This window comes from Catellatospora sp. NPDC049609, from assembly GCF_040675365.1.
Lineage (GTDB): Bacteria > Actinomycetota > Actinomycetes > Mycobacteriales > Micromonosporaceae > Catellatospora.
The window spans coordinates 1-16,887 of record NZ_JBFAOU010000021.1; the positions used below are offsets into that span (position 1 = coordinate 1).

The 16,887-nt window shown below is 72.3% G+C and carries 11 protein-coding genes; 9 read left to right on the forward strand and 2 right to left on the reverse strand.

The window, feature by feature from the left end; translation table 11 throughout:
* Positions 1–171: 171 nt before the first annotated feature.
* The gene (locus AB0J67_RS08920) at positions 172–1,605 is read right to left on the reverse strand and encodes a glycoside hydrolase family 76 protein (protein ID WP_363478344.1); all 1,434 of its coding nucleotides are present in this window, start codon (positions 1,603–1,605) and stop codon (positions 172–174) included.
* A 123-nt stretch (positions 1,606–1,728) separates the two neighbouring features.
* The gene (gene recQ, locus AB0J67_RS08925; RefSeq protein WP_363478347.1) at positions 1,729–3,546 is read right to left on the reverse strand and encodes a DNA helicase RecQ; all 1,818 of its coding nucleotides are present in this window, start codon (positions 3,544–3,546) and stop codon (positions 1,729–1,731) included.
* A gap of 254 nt (positions 3,547–3,800) precedes the next feature.
* Between recQ and AB0J67_RS08930 the strand changes: the two genes are divergently transcribed.
* The 9 genes from AB0J67_RS08930 (at position 3,801) to AB0J67_RS08970 (ending at position 16,874) form a co-directional block, all read left to right on the forward strand.
* Positions 3,801–6,542, forward strand: coding sequence for a BTAD domain-containing putative transcriptional regulator (locus AB0J67_RS08930; RefSeq protein WP_363478350.1), 2,742 nt, complete (start codon positions 3,801–3,803; stop codon positions 6,540–6,542).
* A 356-nt stretch (positions 6,543–6,898) separates the two neighbouring features.
* On the forward strand, positions 6,899–7,669 hold the full coding sequence (locus AB0J67_RS08935) for a hypothetical protein (protein ID WP_363478353.1): 771 nt from the start codon (positions 6,899–6,901) through the stop codon (positions 7,667–7,669).
* A complete protein-coding gene (locus AB0J67_RS08940; protein ID WP_363478356.1) occupies positions 7,666–9,069 on the forward strand; it encodes a DUF4407 domain-containing protein in 1,404 nt (467 codons plus the stop codon). Before AB0J67_RS08935 ends, AB0J67_RS08940 begins: the two co-directional genes overlap by 4 nt.
* Complete coding sequence (locus tag AB0J67_RS08945) at positions 9,066–9,851, forward strand: hypothetical protein (protein WP_363478359.1); 786 nt, start codon at positions 9,066–9,068, stop codon at positions 9,849–9,851. Before AB0J67_RS08940 ends, AB0J67_RS08945 begins: the two co-directional genes overlap by 4 nt.
* 260 nt (positions 9,852–10,111) lie before the next feature.
* Entirely contained in the window at positions 10,112–10,927 is an 816-nt protein-coding gene (locus tag AB0J67_RS08950; RefSeq protein ID WP_363478362.1) for a protein phosphatase 2C domain-containing protein, read from the forward strand.
* Complete coding sequence (locus tag AB0J67_RS08955; protein WP_363478365.1) at positions 10,924–12,012, forward strand: hypothetical protein; 1,089 nt, start codon at positions 10,924–10,926, stop codon at positions 12,010–12,012. The genes AB0J67_RS08950 and AB0J67_RS08955 overlap by 4 nt, the downstream gene beginning before the upstream one ends.
* Complete coding sequence (locus AB0J67_RS08960) at positions 12,012–14,282, forward strand: ATP-binding cassette domain-containing protein (RefSeq protein ID WP_363478368.1); 2,271 nt, start codon at positions 12,012–12,014, stop codon at positions 14,280–14,282. The genes AB0J67_RS08955 and AB0J67_RS08960 overlap by 1 nt, the downstream gene beginning before the upstream one ends.
* A complete protein-coding gene (locus AB0J67_RS08965; protein WP_363478371.1) occupies positions 14,275–14,973 on the forward strand; it encodes a PASTA domain-containing protein in 699 nt (232 codons plus the stop codon). The genes AB0J67_RS08960 and AB0J67_RS08965 overlap by 8 nt, the downstream gene beginning before the upstream one ends.
* Complete coding sequence (locus AB0J67_RS08970; RefSeq protein ID WP_363478374.1) at positions 14,961–16,874, forward strand: hypothetical protein; 1,914 nt, start codon at positions 14,961–14,963, stop codon at positions 16,872–16,874. The genes AB0J67_RS08965 and AB0J67_RS08970 overlap by 13 nt, the downstream gene beginning before the upstream one ends.
* The last annotated feature ends 13 nt before the right edge of the window (positions 16,875–16,887 follow it).

Consider the following 16,887-nt stretch of genomic DNA (forward strand, 5'->3'; position numbering starts at 1 on the left):
GGACATCAGAGCGCGATCTCTCCTCGGCTCGGTGCTCGCGCTCGCCATGACCGTGATCGCAGTTGCCGTCGGGCAGTCGTCCGCGCAGGCGGCGCGCAAGAGTTGCGACCGAGCCCGGGGCGGGGCGGGCCGGGGCGGGATGGGGCGCGGTGGGGCAGGTGGAGCGGAGGGTCAGGGGGCGGCGTTCATGAGGTCCAGGGCGGACTGCTGGCGGGCGGCGTCGAGCTTGTCGACGGGGCCGGACCAGCGCAGTCCGTAGAGGTCGAGCGGGGTGCGGTCGGCGGCGTACGCCGTGTCGGCCTGCCGGCGCAGGTACGCCGTGTACGGGCGGTCGGCGAGCGCGTTGTTCAGCACCGCGAGGCCCCGGACGTACGCGCCCTTGAACGTCGGCCCGTCGGCGCCGCAGTCGCCGTTCTCGCACGGGTCGCGCAGGATGCCGCCGGAGTGCAGCGAGCCGGTTGTGGTCGACGCGTCGGCCAGCCGCCGCGCGGTGGTCAGCAGGCTCGCGTCACCGGTGGCCCGCCACAGTTCGACCAGGCCGCCCAGCGGCACGCCCTGGTTGTACGACCACACCGCCTGCCCGTTGTTGCGGCAGGTGGACAGGCTGATCCCATCGTTGATCAGCGACGATCCGTTGATCATGCCGGTGCCCTGGAACCAGGTCCACGTCGCCCGCGCCCGCTGCAGGAACACTGTGTCACCCGGGGTCCGGCGGTGCAGTGCCGCGTTGACGTGCAGGTAGAGGCTGTTGGAGATGGCGTTCTTGTAGGTGCGGGCGGTGCTCCACCAGATCCCGCCGCCGCAGACGTTGTCCCAGTACGCCGCCATGTGCGCGGCCGCGGTGCGCGCCGTGTTCAGGTAGCGGGCCTCGCCGGTGAGGTCGTACGCGGCGATCCAGGCCAGCGCCCACCAGCCGGTGTCGTCGAGGTAGTCGTTGCGGAAGCTGCCCTGGTGCGCGTTGAGGTTCAGGTCGTAGGTGCGCCCGATGGCGTACCGGTAGCTGCCCATGCCGGTGATCCGGATGTTGTCGATCAGCGCGGTCAGCGCGTTGGCGGAGTTCCACCAGCCGGTGGTCGAGAACAGCCCGTTGCCCAGGTGGTACGACATCATCAGCCCGGTGGCCGCGGCGGTGCGCCGGTTGCCGGCGTTCCACGTGGTGCGCGCCCAGGTCGTGCACGCGATCTCGGGCCGGTCGCCGGCCTTGCCGCAGGCGCGCAGCGCGCCGACGCCGAGCGCCGCCCAGTCGTCCACGTTGAACATGCCGGTGCGCCAGCCGCGCTGACCGGCCGGCACGGCGGCGTCGCCGAGCAGGCCGGACCAGGTGCGCCCGCCGTCGAAGGAGCGGTCGAGCCAGACCCGGTCGCCCGGGTTGCCGTTGGCGATGCTCGCCCAGCCCATCGCGTCGGCGTCGTCGAAGTGCAGCACGATCTGCCGCCCCCAGACCGACGCGCTGACCGGGGCGCGGTCGCCCGGCGACAGCGCCGGGTCACGGCCGTCGCAGTAGCGGTTGCAGATCGGGGCGGCCGCGGCACCCGTCGCCAGCGGGCCGGTGACCAGGCCCGCGACGGCGAGCCCGGCAGCCAGGAGACGTACCGGTAGTCGCATGTGAACCTCCTGCTCGCAGGGAAACCTGGATGCAAGAGAGCGCTCTCAACACGACTCATGTAACAGGAGGTTTACAATTTCGTCAACGTCGATGGAATGCCAACCCGGGGACCGGCGCCGCGCTCAGCCCTCGGCCAGCGCCTCCAGGATCGAGTCGCCGTACTTCGCCAGCTTGTTCTCGCCGACCCCGCTGATCAGCCGGAGCTTGGCCAGCGAGTCCGGCGCCTGGGCGGCGATCTCGCGCAGGGTCGCGTCATGGAACACGACGTACGCCGGGACGCCCTGCTCCTTCGCGGTTGCCGCGCGCCAGGCGCGCAGCCGCTCGAACACGGGCTGCGCCCCGGGCGGCAGCTCCGCCGCGGCCACCGCAGCGGCCGCTTTGCGCGACGAGGACGACGAGCGCGCGGCCCGCTCCGGCTCCCGGCGCATCATCACCTGGCGCTTGCGGCCGAGCACGTCGGCGCTGGCCTCGGTCAGCGCCAGCGTGCCGTGCGCGCCCTGCACCGCGAGCAGGCCCTGCGCCAGCAGCTGCCGGACCACGCCGCGCCACTCCGACTCCTGCAGCTCCGTGCCGATGCCGAACACGGTCAGCTCGTCGTGGCGGTGCTGGGCCACCTTGTCGGTGCGGCGGCCGAGCAGGATGTCGATCGACTGCCCCGCGCCGAAGCGCTGGTTGCGCTCACGCTGCAGCCGCAGCACGGTGGACAGCAGCTTCTGCGCCGGCACCGTGCCGTCCCACTGCTCCGGCGGAGCCAGGCAGGTGTCGCAGTTGCCGCAGGCCTCGCTGGACTGGCCGAAGTAGGCCAGCAGCTGCACCCGGCGGCACTGCACCGTCTCGCACAGCGCCAGCATCGCGTCCAGGTGCGCGGCCAGGCCCCGCCGGTAGGCCGCGTCGCCCGCCGAGCTGTCGATCATCTTGCGCTGCTGCACCACGTCCTGCAGCCCGTACGCCAGCCAGGCCGTCGAGGGCAGGCCGTCACGCCCCGCGCGGCCGGTCTCCTGGTAGTAGCCCTCGATCGACTTGGGCAGGTCGAGGTGCGCGACGAAGCGCACGTCGGGCTTGTCGATGCCCATGCCGAACGCGATGGTGGCCACCATGACCAGCCCGTCTTCGCGCAGGAACCGGGACTGGTTGGCCGAGCGCGTCGCGGCGTCGAGACCGGCGTGATACGGCAGCGCCTCGATGCCCTGCTGCACCAGGAACTCGGCGGTCTTCTCCACCGACGCCCGGGACAGGCAGTAGACGATGCCCGCGTCCCCGGCGTGCTCGGTGCGCAGCAGCTCCAGCAGCTGCTTCTTCGGGTCGTTCTTCGGCACGATGCGGTATTGGATGTTGGGGCGGTCGAAGCTCGACACGAAGTGCCGGGCGCCGGTCAGCTGCAGCCGCTGCGCGATCTCGGTGCGGGTGGCCGTCGTCGCGGTGGCGGTGAGCGCGATGCGCGGCACGTCCGGCCAGCGCTCGTGCAGCACCGACAGCGCCAGGTAGTCGGGCCGGAAGTCGTGGCCCCACTGCGACACGCAGTGCGCCTCGTCGATCGCGAACAGCGAGATCTTGCCGCGCTCCAGCAGGCGCATGGCGGAGCCGGTGCTCAGGCCCTCGGGGGCGAGGTAGAGCAGGTCCAGCTCGCCCGCGACGAACTCGGCCTCGACCAGCTGCCGCTCGTCCAGCGACAGCGTCGAGTTGAGGAAGCCGGCCCGCACGCCCAGCGCCTGCAGCGCGTCGACCTGGTCCTGCATCAGCGCGATCAGCGGCGAGACCACCACACCGACGCCGGGACGCACCAGCGCCGGGATCTGGTAGCACAGCGACTTGCCGCCGCCCGTGGGCATGAGCACGAGGGCGTCGCCGCCCCCCACCACATGATCGATGATCTCCTGCTGCTCGCCGCGGAACGAGTCGTAGCCGAAGATCCTGCTCAACACCTCGGACGCATCATGCACCCGTCGATCCTAGGGACCGAACCGCCACAGGTGCATGCCGGAGGGGCCGTACCCCGGTGAGGAAGGCGCCCGGTATGACGAAGGGCTCAGGCCGGTGCCCCAGCCTGAGCCCTGCTGCCTCGGGCAGCGTTGAATCTGCCCACCCCCGTAGGCGCGGCCGGCAGCCTGCCGGACGAGGCAGAGCCTCGCACGTGCGAACTGCCGTGCTGTTGCCACCGGGTTGCCACGAGCGCGATCTCGTTATCATGCAGCCCATGCAGTTCCGGCTACTGGGACCGTTCCGGGTCGACATCGGCGACACGCCGGTGCAGCTGGGACGCCGCCGGGAGCGCTGCCTGCTGGCGCTGCTGCTGCTCGAACCCGGGCGGGCCATCCCCATGGACCGGCTCATCGACCTGCTCTGGGACGGCGAGCCGCCCGCCAAGGCCCGGCGCTCCGTACAGGCGCACGTGGCCCGGCTGCGGGCCACCCTCGCCGCGTACCCGGCCGCGCCCGTGCTGCGCACCGAGGGCACCGGGTACGCCGTGGCCGTAGACGAGGACCGGGTGGACGCGCACCGGTTCCGGTCGCTGGTGGCGCAGGCGGTGCACCGGTCCACCGCGATCGAGCGCCGGGCCGCGCTGCTGGAGCAGGCGCTGGGCCTGTGGCGCGGGCCGGTGCTGGCCGACGTCGCGGGCGAGCGCGTCCGCGAGCGGGTCGGCCAGGAGCTGGAGGAGCTGCGCCTGGTCGCGCTGGAGAGCTGGCTGCAGACCGAGCTGGAGCTGGGCCGGCACCGCGAGCGCATCCCCGAGCTGGCCCGCGCCGCCGCCGAGCACCCGGAGCGGGAGCGGTTCACCGCCCTGCACATGCTGGCGCTGCACCGCAGCGGCCAGACCGCCACCGCGAGCGTCGCGTACGCGCGCTACCGCAGCCGGCTGATCGCGGGCACCGGCATCGAGCCCAGCAGCGAGCTGCGCGCCCTGCACACCTCGGTGCTGCGCGAGGACCCGCTGCTGTCGGTGCCCGCCGCCCGCCCGGCGGCGCCCGCCACCGGGGCCCGCCGCGACCTGCCCGCGCCGATCCCCGACTTCGTGTCCCGCCCCGACGCGCAGGCCGAGCTGGACGAGCTGCTCGACGCCGCGCCCGGCGCGCGGCTCGCGGTCGTGCACGGCGTCGGCGGGGCGGGCAAGTCCACGCTGGTCGTACGCTGGGCGCACCTGCACGCCGAGCGCTTCCCGGGCGGCACCCACTACGCCGACCTGGGCCGTGACGACGCCCGGCCGGCCGCCGACCTGCGCGAGCTGACCGGCCGCGCGCTGCTGATCCTGGACAACGCGCCCGACGCCGACGCGGTGCGGGCGGCGCTGCCCGCCGACCCCGAGGTCACCGTGCTGGCGGTGTCCCGGGTCGCGCTGGAGAGCCTGGCCGTGCACGAGCGCGCCCGGCTGCTGCGGGTGGCCGGGCTGACCCCGGAGCAGGCCGTCGAGCTGCTCGGCACGGTGGGCCGGCTGGCCGGCGACGACGACCGCAGCGAGCGGCTCGAACGCATCGCCGACCTCTGCGACCGCCTGCCGCTGGCACTGCGCATCGTGGGCTGCCGGCTGGCGTTCGACCCGCGGCACGGCATCGACATGGTGCTGCAGGACCTGGTCCCCGAGGACCGGCGGCTCACCGCGCTGGAGATCGACGGCGGCGACGGCGGCATCCGGGCCATCCTGGACCAGTCCTACCGCGACCTGACCCCCGCCGCCGCCGAGCTGCTGCGGCTGCTGGCCGTGCACCCCGGCCGGACCATCAGCGTGGCCAGCGCCGCCGCGCTGGTCGACCGCTCGCCCGGGGAGACCTACTCCCTGCTCACCTCGCTGGCGCGGAGCAACCTGGTGGTGCGCGACGGCACCGACTACCGCCTGCACGACCTGGTCCGCATCCACGCGATGGAGCGGGCGGTCGACACGGACCCGCCGGAGGCGCGCTCGGCCGCGATCCGCCGCGTCGCCGACTGGTACCTCGACACCGCCCACACGGCGTACCCCCTGCTGAGCCCGCGCGCGGCGGGGCCGCTGCCGGTGGAGGTCCGCACGCCGCGCTTCCCGCTCCGGTTCACCTCCCGCGCCCAGGCGACGGCCTGGTTCGAGACCGAGCGGGCCGGGCTCGCCGCCGCAGTGCGCTCGCTGGCCGCCGCGGGCCTGCACCGGCAGGCATGGCAGCTGGCCACGGCCCTGTTCGCGTACTACCACCGGCGCCGCATCTGGGCCGAGTGGCACGAGGTGTACCAGACCGCGCTGGCCTCGGCCCGCGCCGACGGCCACCTGCTCGGCATGGTGAAGATCCTCAACGGGCTGGGCGTGGCCAGCAAGCAGCTCGGCCGGCGCGGTGAGGCGATCGCGTACTACCAGGAGGGCCTGGCCCTGGCCCGGCAGACCGGTGATCCGATGGCGATCGGCCCGCTGCACGTCAACCTGGGCGGCGTCTACAACGGCGCCGACGAGCCCGAGCTGGCCCGCGAGCATCTCCACGCGGCCCTGGCGCTGGCCGGGTACGGCGACGACCCCCGCTACGGCACCCTGCTGCGGCTCAACCTGGGCCACCTCGACTACAACGACCACCGCTTCGCGCAGGCCGCCGAGCACATGCGGCACGGCCTGGAGCTGGCCGGGCACAGCGGCGACACGCACACCATGGTGTACCTCAACCACGGGCTCGGTGAGGTCGAGCTGCAGCACGGGCGGTTCGAGGCGGCCTGCCGGCACGCGCGGGTCGCGCTGGAGCTGGCGGAGTCGCTCACCGATCCGCTGCGGCAGGCGTACGCCCTCGACCTGCTCGCCTCGGCGACGGCGGTGGCCGACTGGGACCGCGCCCGCGAGCTGTGGGAGCGGGCCGTGGAGATCTGCGACGGGCTGGGGCACGCGCTCGGGCCCGACATCCGCACGGTGCTGGCCGAAGGGCCGGGCAGCTGCCCGGACACCCTGCGCGAGCAGCTCGCCAAGCGCCGCTTCGCGGTCAACCGGCTGCCCTGACCCTGCCTTCCCACCGGCGGGCGACACTACAAATGTCAGGTTGACAGTAAGCCTCCGAAGGCCTTACGGTGCAAGCCGACAGCACTTAATGTCAGATAGACATAAGAACACCGGTCGGTCGGCGGGCACGCCCGGACAGACCCGCCGAGGTGAGCGGAACAGCGGACCCGTCCGGCTATCCGGCCACGATGCGGCAACGACCGGTCCAGCAGCGCACCGCGGACGCCCCGGAACAGGCCGCAGGCAAGAACCCGGTCCGTCACACTCCGGAACACCCCGCACGACGGCCGGGCCCGGGGCACGAGGGCCGGCGCCCCGATCCCCCGACCATGTGCACCCGCGAGGTGGAGGCTGCCTTGTCGTTCGCGATCACTCCTGCCGCGCCCGCCCGGCAGGACTATCCCTACCCGGTGGTCGCGTCGGCGGCGCTCGGACCCGCCCGCTCCCGGCTGCTGCGCGGCCCGTGCCGTGATGAGCGGGAGATGCCCGAGCAGATCCCGGGCACGGTCCGCGTCTTCCAGCGCAACGGCCGCTACGCGCTCACGCCCGATGTGGGGCGGCCGCTGTGCACGCCGACGGTGACCGAGGCGGGATCGGTGGCCGTGGTCTCGATCCGGCAGCAGCTCGTGCCGGTCCTGGCGAAACTGCCCTCGGTCCGTCCGGAACGGACGCTGGTGCTGCGGGCCCGGTTCCGTTGCCAGGTTGACGATGCCGTGCTGGTGCTTTCCAGCGGCTGTTGGAGCGTGGAGCCGGCGCTCGTGCACTACCTGCTGGACGATACCGAACTGCTCATGCTCGGCGCCCGCGAGGACGCCGCCACCAGCCCCGAGGTGGCACGGCACATCCTCGCCCGGGTCACCGCTCGTGGTGACCTCGAACGGCCCGAGGTCTCCGGCATGACGATCCGGCTCGTCGACCTCGACATCTTCACCGTCGACGAGCAGCTCAACCCGACCGTGCCGGGAACCCTCGACGGCCAGTTCCACGAAGACGGAATGGACGGCCCTGAGTACGCATACCCGTCCACCCACCACCTCACGGCTGCGGGCCACGCACACCGGTCCGTGCCGCACCCCGACGACGGGTACGACGACGGCCCGCCGGCGCGTCACCAGGAGGCCCAGTGACCGACTATCGACCCGACGTGTCCCTGCCCGAACCCGCCGTACCGCGCTGGAGCCTGGCCCGGGTGCTCCGGCTGTGCACCGGCGTCGACGAGAGGGTGCTGTCCAAGGTGCCCGGTGAGCGGGCCCGCTACACCGCCATGGGCGGCGTCGTGGCGGGCACCGCGATCATCGCCATGATCTCCATGAGCATCGCCCTGTACTGCGTGCTCGACGGTCTGGAACCCATCATGCTGGCGATCGTGCCGGTCTGGGGACTGTTCATCCTCAGCCTGGACCGGTGGCTGATGGCGACCACCACGATGGACCAGGGCGCGGCCCGCAAGCTGCTGCCCCGCCTGCTGCTCGCCGTCGCGATCGGCGTCATCGTCGCCGAGCCGGTCCTGCTCGGCGTCTACCACACCGCCATCACCGAGCGGATCGAGCGCGACCGCGCCGACGAGGTCATCGACCGCCCGGGCGAGCTGCGTGACTGCAACCCGGTGCCGGGCACTCCCGAGGCCGACACGATCGACCAAGGCAAGTGCGGTGAGCGCCGGCTGGCAATCACCGCGGCGTCCCCTGAGACGGTCGCGGCGGAGCTGGCCGATGTGGACAACCAGCGTGAGACGCTCAAGCCGACGCTCGACGCCGACGTGGCCGCGTTCAACAAGCTGGAGAAGACCGCCCGCGACGAGTGCAACGGCACCAAGACCGGCGACACGACGGGACGCTTCGGCGTGGGACCGAGCTGCCGCCGGCTGCGCGAGCTCGCCGACCGGTACTACACCGATCACCAGATCAAGGCGAACAGCGACCGGCTCGCCGCCTTGACCGAGCAGAGCAAACGGCTCAACGAGAAGCTGGCCACGGCCCGCGAGGAGTGGGTCCGACAGCGCAACGGGCTGATCGAGGCGGACCTCGGCAAGCTCCGCGAGCGGCACGCCGCGGGCATCGGCCTGCTGGAGCGCTTCCGCGCGCTGGACGATCTGGTCTCCGAGAACGGCTACGTCAACGCGACCCAGTGGGCGCTGCGGATCTTCCTCATCATCATCGATTCGCTGCCGGTGCTGCTCAAGACGCTGAACGGGGTCACCAACTACGACCGCCGCTTCCGCGACGACACCGAGACGCGGGAACGCGAGGAGCGGCTGCGTGACGACACCGAGCTGAACGCGCACTCGCTGCACGCCGACCACCAGCGGTTCCAGGCCGCGCGGTACTTCCAGTCCGGCCGCCGCGTCACCGAGCACGACTTCCGCGTCATCGACGGCAACCTCGTGCAGGAGCGGGAGCGGCTGATCGAAGCCCGCGCCGGCCATCTGGTCCGGCAGGCAGGCGGACGCCCGCTGCCTGCCGCCGACCCCGACGCGACCCAGGAAATCCCGTACTACGGACCGTGGACCCGGGAGGAGCACCCGTGACCGCAGCCTCCGGCACGCCCGCAACCCGATACGACGAGCAGCCCCAGTACCTCATCTACATCGTGCTGGACACCTCGATGTCGATGCGCACGCATCCGAAGCTGGGACCCGTACGTGAGCCGGACCAGATGCGGCACACCCCGCTGGGCATGTTCGCCGACGCGCTGCCGCCGATGCTGGCCCGGCTCTGCGCCAAGACCATGGTCGCCGGCAGTGCGTCGGTGTGCCTGGTCGCGTTCAACGACGAGCCCGAGACGCTGCTGCCGATGACCCCGCTCAGTGAGACGTTCAGCATCGGCAGCCCCCGCATCGGCCACGCCACGGACTACGCCAAGGCGTTCGGCTACCTGACCCGCCTGCACCCGGCCGACGTCGAGACGGTGCGGCGGGTCAAGCAGGCGCAGGTCCGGCCCGGAGTACGGATCGGCGTCGCGAGCCCGTGGATCTACTTCATCACCGATGGCAAGCCCGCGATCGGGCGCGAGGAGCAGCCGCGGCACCAGTGGCTCGGCGCGCGTGACACCCTGGTCAGGTCACAGTCGGCCCGCATCGTCACCATCGGGCTGCCCGGCGCCGACGAGGGCGTCCTGTGGGACGTGTCCACCGGGGACGGTGACCGGCGCAACGCCCTCATCGCCGAAGGCCCGCTGACGCCGCGCGCGCTGGCGGACATGGTGTCCAGCGTCATCAGTGCCAGCATCGTCACCTCCACCCGGATCGGCGTGCTGACGATCGAGAACATCCCCGAGGGCATGCGCCGGATCGCGAGGCCCGCGCCGTGACCGGCGGAACGGACGCCTTCGACGCCCAGGCGAACGCCCTCATGCTGGCCATCACGGGGGTCCTGCTGGCGATCGCCGGCTACGTGTGGTGGTCGCGGCGTGCCATGCGGCGCGGCAGGCTCCTGGCTGACCCCCCACGCCGGCGCCGGCCACCTGCCGGGTCACGGCGCACGTGGAGCAGCGGAACGGACCGCGGAACCGGCATCCCGCGCCGGTGGCGGCGGGCTCGCCGCGATTCACCGACCATGCCCGGCGATCTTGTGAAACCGCTGCTGCTCACCCGACAGCCGGTGGCCGAGCAGGAGCCGCCGCTGCCCTCGTGGGTCATCGGCCGGTGCACCACCCAGAGCTCCTACTTCCATGGCCGGTGCGGCGGTGAGGGCGCCCGGCGGCTGCTGGTACGCGGGGCCGCGCTGCGGGGACGCGAGCATGCGCAGAGCGGCCGGCACGGCCAGGACGCGATCGGCGCTGTCTGGAACGAGTCCCGGGGAGTGCTGTACCTCGCCGTGGCGGACGGCGTCGGGTCGCTGGTCGACTCCGACCGGGCCGCTCACGCCGCGGTCCGCCAAGCGTTGAGCCTGTGTCGGGACCTGCCGGTGCGAGCCGACTTCGCCACGCACGTCGGGGAGATGTTCCGGGAGATCGGCAGGGCCCTGCGCGCGTCGCCGGACACCGCGGGCGGGGCGACGACCCTGGTCGTCGCCGAGGTGCGTCCGTCGCCCGGCGGCGCGGCGTTGCACGTCACGGGGGTCGGCGACTCGGAGGCGTGGCTGCTGGCGGACGGCGGCTGGATGCCGCTGCACCACGAGCGTGACGACGCCCGGGGCAACGCCACCCGCTCGCTGCCCGGCCAGGTGCCACTGCGGCGGTGGCAGGAAGAGGTGCCGGCGGGCGCCGTCCTGTTACTGGCCAGCGACGGGTTCGCCGGCGCCGTCGCACAGCGGTCGCCGCTGGGCGCCGAACTGGCCGCACGCTGGCGCGTCCCCCCGGCCCCGACCGAGTTCCTGGTGCACGTCGACTTCCACGACGGCTACCGCGCCGATGACCGGGGGGTACTGGCCGTATGGATCGTGTGACCACGGAGTTCGTGGACGTGGCCGAGTTGGAGCTGCTGGGCGAGATCCCACACGACGGCGGCAACTCGTCCCTGCACCGCTGCCGGTACGGCGGCCGCGGGTACCTGTTCAAGCGGTTCCGGCCGCATTTCCTGTCGGACCTCGACGAGCTGGCGCTGCGCGACCTCGTCCGGTGGCGCGAGCGCCTGGCCGAGGCGGACCGCACCAGGCTCGACACCGTGACCGCCTGGCCCCGGCGCATCGTCGTGTCCGACGACAACGTGCTCGGTGTCCTCCTGGTCGAGGCACCCGCCGAGTTCACCTGGCAGCCTGGGCCCGACGAGCCACGGCGCGCCCGCGGCTTCACTGAGCTGATCTCGTTCACGGGTGCGGGACGGCCCCGGCCGGGCGCGGCCGCGTCGGTGCGGCGCAATGCCCTCGCCGCCGCGATCGAGGTGCTGGTCTGGCTGCACGGACTCGGCGTGCTGATGGTCGACGTGCAGGCGGACAACATCCTCACCACGGCCGACGGCACCCGTGTGCTCTTCCTGGACTGTGATGTCGCGTGGGGGCCGTGGGGGCGGCCCGCATCCGCCTCGGCACCGAACTACATGCAGCAGGCGATCCCCCGACTGAAGTCCCCCACCGTGTCCACCGACCTCGGGCGGCTCGCGTGGCTCGCGATCTGGGCGCTCACCGACAACAACAGCCTGGCCGCCACATCGGCCGGGATGCTGTCCGCGGAGGACGAGGAGTTCCTGCGCGAGCGGCTTGCGGCCACCACCACCGGTGACACCGAGCTGGCCCGGTGGCGGCGGCTCGCCGCGGCCTGGACCACCCGGCCTGTTCGGGCGGCGCGGACGTCCGGCGTACGGCTGCCGCACCAACGCCGTGCCAAGCCGCGGCGTCGCGGGGACTGGCTGCCCCCGGACCTGGTCCTGCCGGAGATCGCCGGGCGGTTGCCCGAGATCGCCTTTCCCAAGCTCAGCCACGTGCTGGATCCCGCTCCGCCCGCTGCGCCCCGCCGGTCCCGGATGCCGCTCGTCGCCCTGAGCGCAGCAGCGGTGCTGGTCCTGCTCATGCTGGTGTTGAAGGGAACGCTCTGATGCCCGAGCCGCTTCGCATCCAGGTCGACGGCGTCGACCACGCGCTGGACGCCGCGCAGGTGCACCACCTGCGCGTCCACCGCGGCCGCCTCGCGATCGGCACCGAGCAGACCCCCGACACGTTCGGCTCGTGCGCGTGGCAGGTGCACGGCTGGTGGTTCCATCCCAGGGAGGACCAGGTCCCCGCAGACTTCCGGCTGGACGGCGTGCCCACCGTCGACAGCATGAAGCTCGACGCCGGGCAGGCGCACGAGGCGCGTCTCGCCGAGCGGGTCGGCCGGACCCCACGTCGCCGGAACAGCGGGCAGCGCAACGGTCCCGAACGCGGCACGAGGGTGAACCGCGGGCGCCGCCGCGACGACCGGGAACGGGTGTGGTCGATCGGCCGGGCCGGGACGGGCGCAGACATCCCGATCGACGACCCGCTGGTCCGGGCCGACCACGCCTGGCTGGAGGTCGACCCGCGGGGCCACTGGTGGGTCACCGAGAACAACGGCCGTGTGTTCGTCGAGGGTCGCCGGGTGATGGCGGCCGTCCTCAAGGAAGGGTCACCATTCGTCGTCGGCCAGACGGCCGTCGCCGCCTCCCCCGCGCTGCTCGGCGGCGGCTGGCGGCCAGGCAACCCGCCGCCGCCCGCGCACCGGCAGGGCAGCCTGGGCGTGTCGGCCGGTTCGGGCCTCGCGATCGAGGTGCGGGACGTGGTCGTGCGCCGCGACGACAAGGTGATCCTCGACGGGGTGAGCCTCAGCGCCACCGCCGGTCAGGTGCTGGCCGTCGTCGGGCCGTCCGGTGCCGGCAAGTCCACCCTGATGAAGGTGTTGCTCGGCGACATCACCCCGGACAGCGGCACGGTGGCCATCGGCAACGCCACCGGCAGGTATGGCGAGACCCGGCCGGTCGACCGGATGCAGATCCACTACGTTCCGCAGGCCGACGACCTCTACCAGGCGCTGACCGTCGCGGAGACGCTGCGCTACGCGGCCCGTTTCCGCTCCGCGCCCGACGCCACCGACGACTACATCGAGCGGCGGGTACGCGACGCGATGGACGCGCTCGGGCTGGCCCCGCACGCCGGCAAGAGGGTCGGCAAGCTGTCCGGCGGCCAGCGGCGGCGGGTGTCCATCGGCATCGAACTCGTCGGCGATCCGCAGCTGCTGATCCTGGACGAGCCGACCAGCGGACTCGACCTCGCGAAGGACCGCGAGGTCATGCAACAGCTCCAGACCGTCAGCCGGCGTTACCACTGCACGGTCGTCGTGGTCACCCATGCCGTGACCCACCTCGAGTACGCCGACCAGCTGGTCGTGCTCGCCCGTGGCGGCGTGGTCGAGTACGCCGGACCGCCCGTGCACCCCACGCTCCAGGGCCACGCCACTTGGGCGGACTGGCTGCACGACCTGGACCGGGAGCGGGAGCGGCCCAGCCGTCGTCCGGCTCCTGGCGGCGGCGCCCGCCCCGCGCCGCCACTGCGGCGGGAGGGTTCGCTCACCGGCCTGCCCTGGGCGCTCGGCCGCCAGGCGATGGTGATCGCCCGGCGCGGACTCCGATCGCTGACCATGCTGACGGCCATGCCGCTGGTCGGAACCCTCCTGGCGATCATGGCGGCGGACACTGGGCTTCGACCCGACGGATCGATGGCACAGGTGCTGGCGATCCTGGTCACCGTCGCGGCGCTCACCGGGGCCGCACTGAGCTATCTCGACCTGGTCAGCGATCGGGCGATCACGGAGCGCGACTGGCGCGTCGGACTGAGTAGCTGGTCGCTGGTGGCAGCGAAGACCATCGTCTTCGGTGGCATCTGCGCCGTGCTGTCCGGCGCGATGACCGCCCTCTACGCCGCGACGCGCGACCTTCCCCCGCAGGCGCTGGGCGTGCCGCCCGTACTGATGCTGTTCATGACGCTTCTGCTGATCATGTTCGGCTCGATGTCCCTCGGCATGCTCATCTCGGCGCTGTCCGACACCGTCGAGCGGGCGGTCACCTACAACACCCTCCTCGCCGTGTTCCAGGTCGCGCTGAGCGGTGCGCTGTTCGAGATTCCGGGCTGGGGCACCCCGCTGGCCGTGCTCCTGCCCGGCCGGGTCGGCCTGGCAGCGGTGGCATGCTATGCGGACCTCAACGCATACCGGCCGGCACCGGCCTATCAGGACGCCCTGTGGTCGCAGCATCCGATCCGGTTCTGGATGCTGTGCGGGGCCATGGGACTGATCGCGGTCTTCGCACTCCTGCTCACCAGATCACGCATGGAAAGGCGCTACGCCCATGGTTGAGACCTGGCGGATCGAACCCCCGCGCCGCAAGACCGCGTACTACTGGGCCGGCGGCGGCTTGGCCGTTCTCGCCGTGGTCGCCGCCTTCTGCGCGGGCGGCCTGCTCGTCGGCGACCCCGGCGCTGAACAGTCGCCGACCTCCGCACCGACGGGGGCAGCCTCGTCGGCCCCGGTGCCGCGGGCCATGCCGACATCCGCCACGGCTGCGGTGCCGGGCGTGGTGGACCTGCGCCTGACCGACGCCGAGGCGATGCTCTCCGTCGCCGGATTCACCCCCGTGCAGGTGGTGGATGCCACGGGCCAGGGGCGGGCCGTGCTGGAGAGGAAGAACTGGATCGTCGTCTCGCAGGACCCCGCGCCCGGCACCCCCGCCGACCCGAGCACCGTCGTCAAGCTCACCGTTCGCAAGCCCACCGACGGAATGGGCGACACCGACACGACCAGGGGCGTCGTGCCGGACGTGGTGTGCAAGGACCTGCAGAGCGCGCAGGACGCTCTGCGCGCGGCGGGCTTCTTCGTCGTGCGATCCAAGGACGGCACCGGGCAGGGCCGCTTCCAGGCGGTGGACCGGAACTGGCTGGTCATCGAGCAGTCGGCGCGCGCCGGCACCAGCCCCGAGTTCACGTCGAGCATCATGCTGACCGTCGTCAAGTTCGGCGAGCCCACCGGGGATTCGGGATGCCGCAGCTGACGACGCCTGCCGACGAGGCCGCCCCCGGCTGGTCCTGGTGCCGGGAGGCGGCACGGTCGGCGCGGGCCGCCGAGTTCGGATCCGCCGCGGTGCGCACCATGCGGTCCCGGAGCGTGTTGGGCATCATCCGTGCCCGTGGGCCGCTGGTGCTGCTGCTCTACAACGCCGCCCGGGAGCGGCGCCTGGTCTGGCAGAGCCCGCACGCCTTCGCCGTGCTGGAGGCGCCCATCGGTCTCCGGTTGCACCGGGCACGACGGGGGCCTTGGCCGTTGTTGCTGCGAATGCTCGACCGGCACTGGGAGTCGGCGGTGCTCGCCGGACCTGCCGCGTTCCTTTTGGTGGCAGCCGTGGGGCTGGCACTCGCAGTGCCCGACCCGCTGCCGGCGACGATCGCCGTACTGCTCGCGCTGCTCCACGTGGCGATCCTGCTGACAGCGGGGGTGCTGGGGGGAGCGGTGTGGTTCTTCAGCACGTTCGGGCGCCGGACGACACCGTCGGTGAACCTCGGTGACCGGGCACGCGCCGGCACCACCTGGTCGATCAGCCTGTGTCACCAGGCCGAACCGCGACGCGCGGCGGAACTGCTCCGGCAGGCATCTTCTCGGGTGTCGCATCTGGTGACGCACGAGATCCAGCTCGCCGCCGGACGGCTCGGCGGCAGGGTACGCCGAGCCGAGGTCGAGGAGGACCTGGTCTGTTCGCTCGACGGGGTGACGTCGGCGTCGATGCGCCGCGCCGTCACGCTGGCGGCGACGCGGGAACGGCCGTACCAGGACGGCGAGAACAGCGTGCTGATGCGCACCGGCACCCCGCCGCCAGGCCGGGAGCTGCGCGCTCCGGACTCTGGGGGCTTCTTCTTCTGGTATCTCGCGGGACTCGCCGCAGCAGTACTCGTGAGCGCGACGGTCGTCGCCGACATGGAGGCGGCCGCGTGCCGTTCCGACTGCGCCGGGCGCCCCGCGTCATTCACACTCGCGGTCAGATGGCTGGCCCAGCGCCTGCTGTTCAGCGATCCGCCGCACCTCAGCCCGGGTACCGATCGCGCTTACGCGCTGGGCTTCCTGATCAGCATCGCGTCGGCCACCGGCTGGATGGTGTTCGTCGTCGCGATCATCCGTTACCGACGAGTGGTCGACGTGGCCAAGGGACTCAAGGTGAAGACGATGCGCAGCAGGCTGCTCATTCTCGTGGTGACTCCGGAGGAGCGCACCGCCGTCATCGAGGCGGTCGCGGGGGTGAACGGGCAGGGGTTCACGCGGCAGCGGGCAGGTTCAAAGACCGTGCTCAGCCTCGGCTTCATCGGAGACGTCGACTTCCTCCTGGCTCGGAGTGGACAGGGTTCGAGCCCCGTGACCGGCTCGGCGCTGACCACCGCAGAGGTCATCGACGTCGTCCGACCCGATTACCTGATCATGATCGGCATCTGCTACGGGCTTGAGGACCAGCCGTTCGGTGACATCCTCGTGTCACGCCAGCTGAAGGTCGTCGCTCACCGCAAGCTCACCGACAACGGCGTCGCCCAATCGCCGACCGTCGAGATCGGGCGCGGCGACATGGTGACCGCCTCGCACGTGCTGCTCGACCGGCTCGAGTCCGCTGAATTGGACTGGCAGGGTGCGCCCGTGCACTACGGGTTGATGCTGTCAGAGGACGTCCTGTACGACTCCTACGCCGAGCGGGACAGGTTACGCAAGCAGCACCCCGACGCCATCGGGGGCGAGATGGAGGGCGCGGGCGTCTACGCTGCGGCGGCCCGGCAGCATGTCCCCTGGGTGCTGGTCAAGGGGGTCGTCGATCATGCCGCTGGCAAGGGGGACGAGGCGCACGCCGTGGCTGCCCGCAACGCCGCCGACTTCGTGGTGCACATGGTGACCGTCGGCGGCCTAGACCCGCACGAGTAGGAGCATCCCGCGA

Excerpts from the sequence above, each read along its gene's own strand:
- AB0J67_RS08920 (WP_363478344.1), bottom strand. The coding sequence starts at position 1,605 with ATGCGACTACCGGTACGTCTCCTGGCTGCCGGGCTCGCCGTCGCGGGC.
- AB0J67_RS08930 (WP_363478350.1), top strand. The coding sequence starts at position 3,801 with ATGCAGTTCCGGCTACTGGGACCGTTCCGGGTCGACATCGGCGACACG.
- AB0J67_RS08960 (WP_363478368.1), top strand. The coding sequence starts at position 12,012 with ATGCCCGAGCCGCTTCGCATCCAGGTCGACGGCGTCGACCACGCGCTG.
- AB0J67_RS08965 (WP_363478371.1), top strand. The coding sequence starts at position 14,275 with ATGGTTGAGACCTGGCGGATCGAACCCCCGCGCCGCAAGACCGCGTAC.
- AB0J67_RS08970 (WP_363478374.1), top strand. The coding sequence starts at position 14,961 with ATGCCGCAGCTGACGACGCCTGCCGACGAGGCCGCCCCCGGCTGGTCC.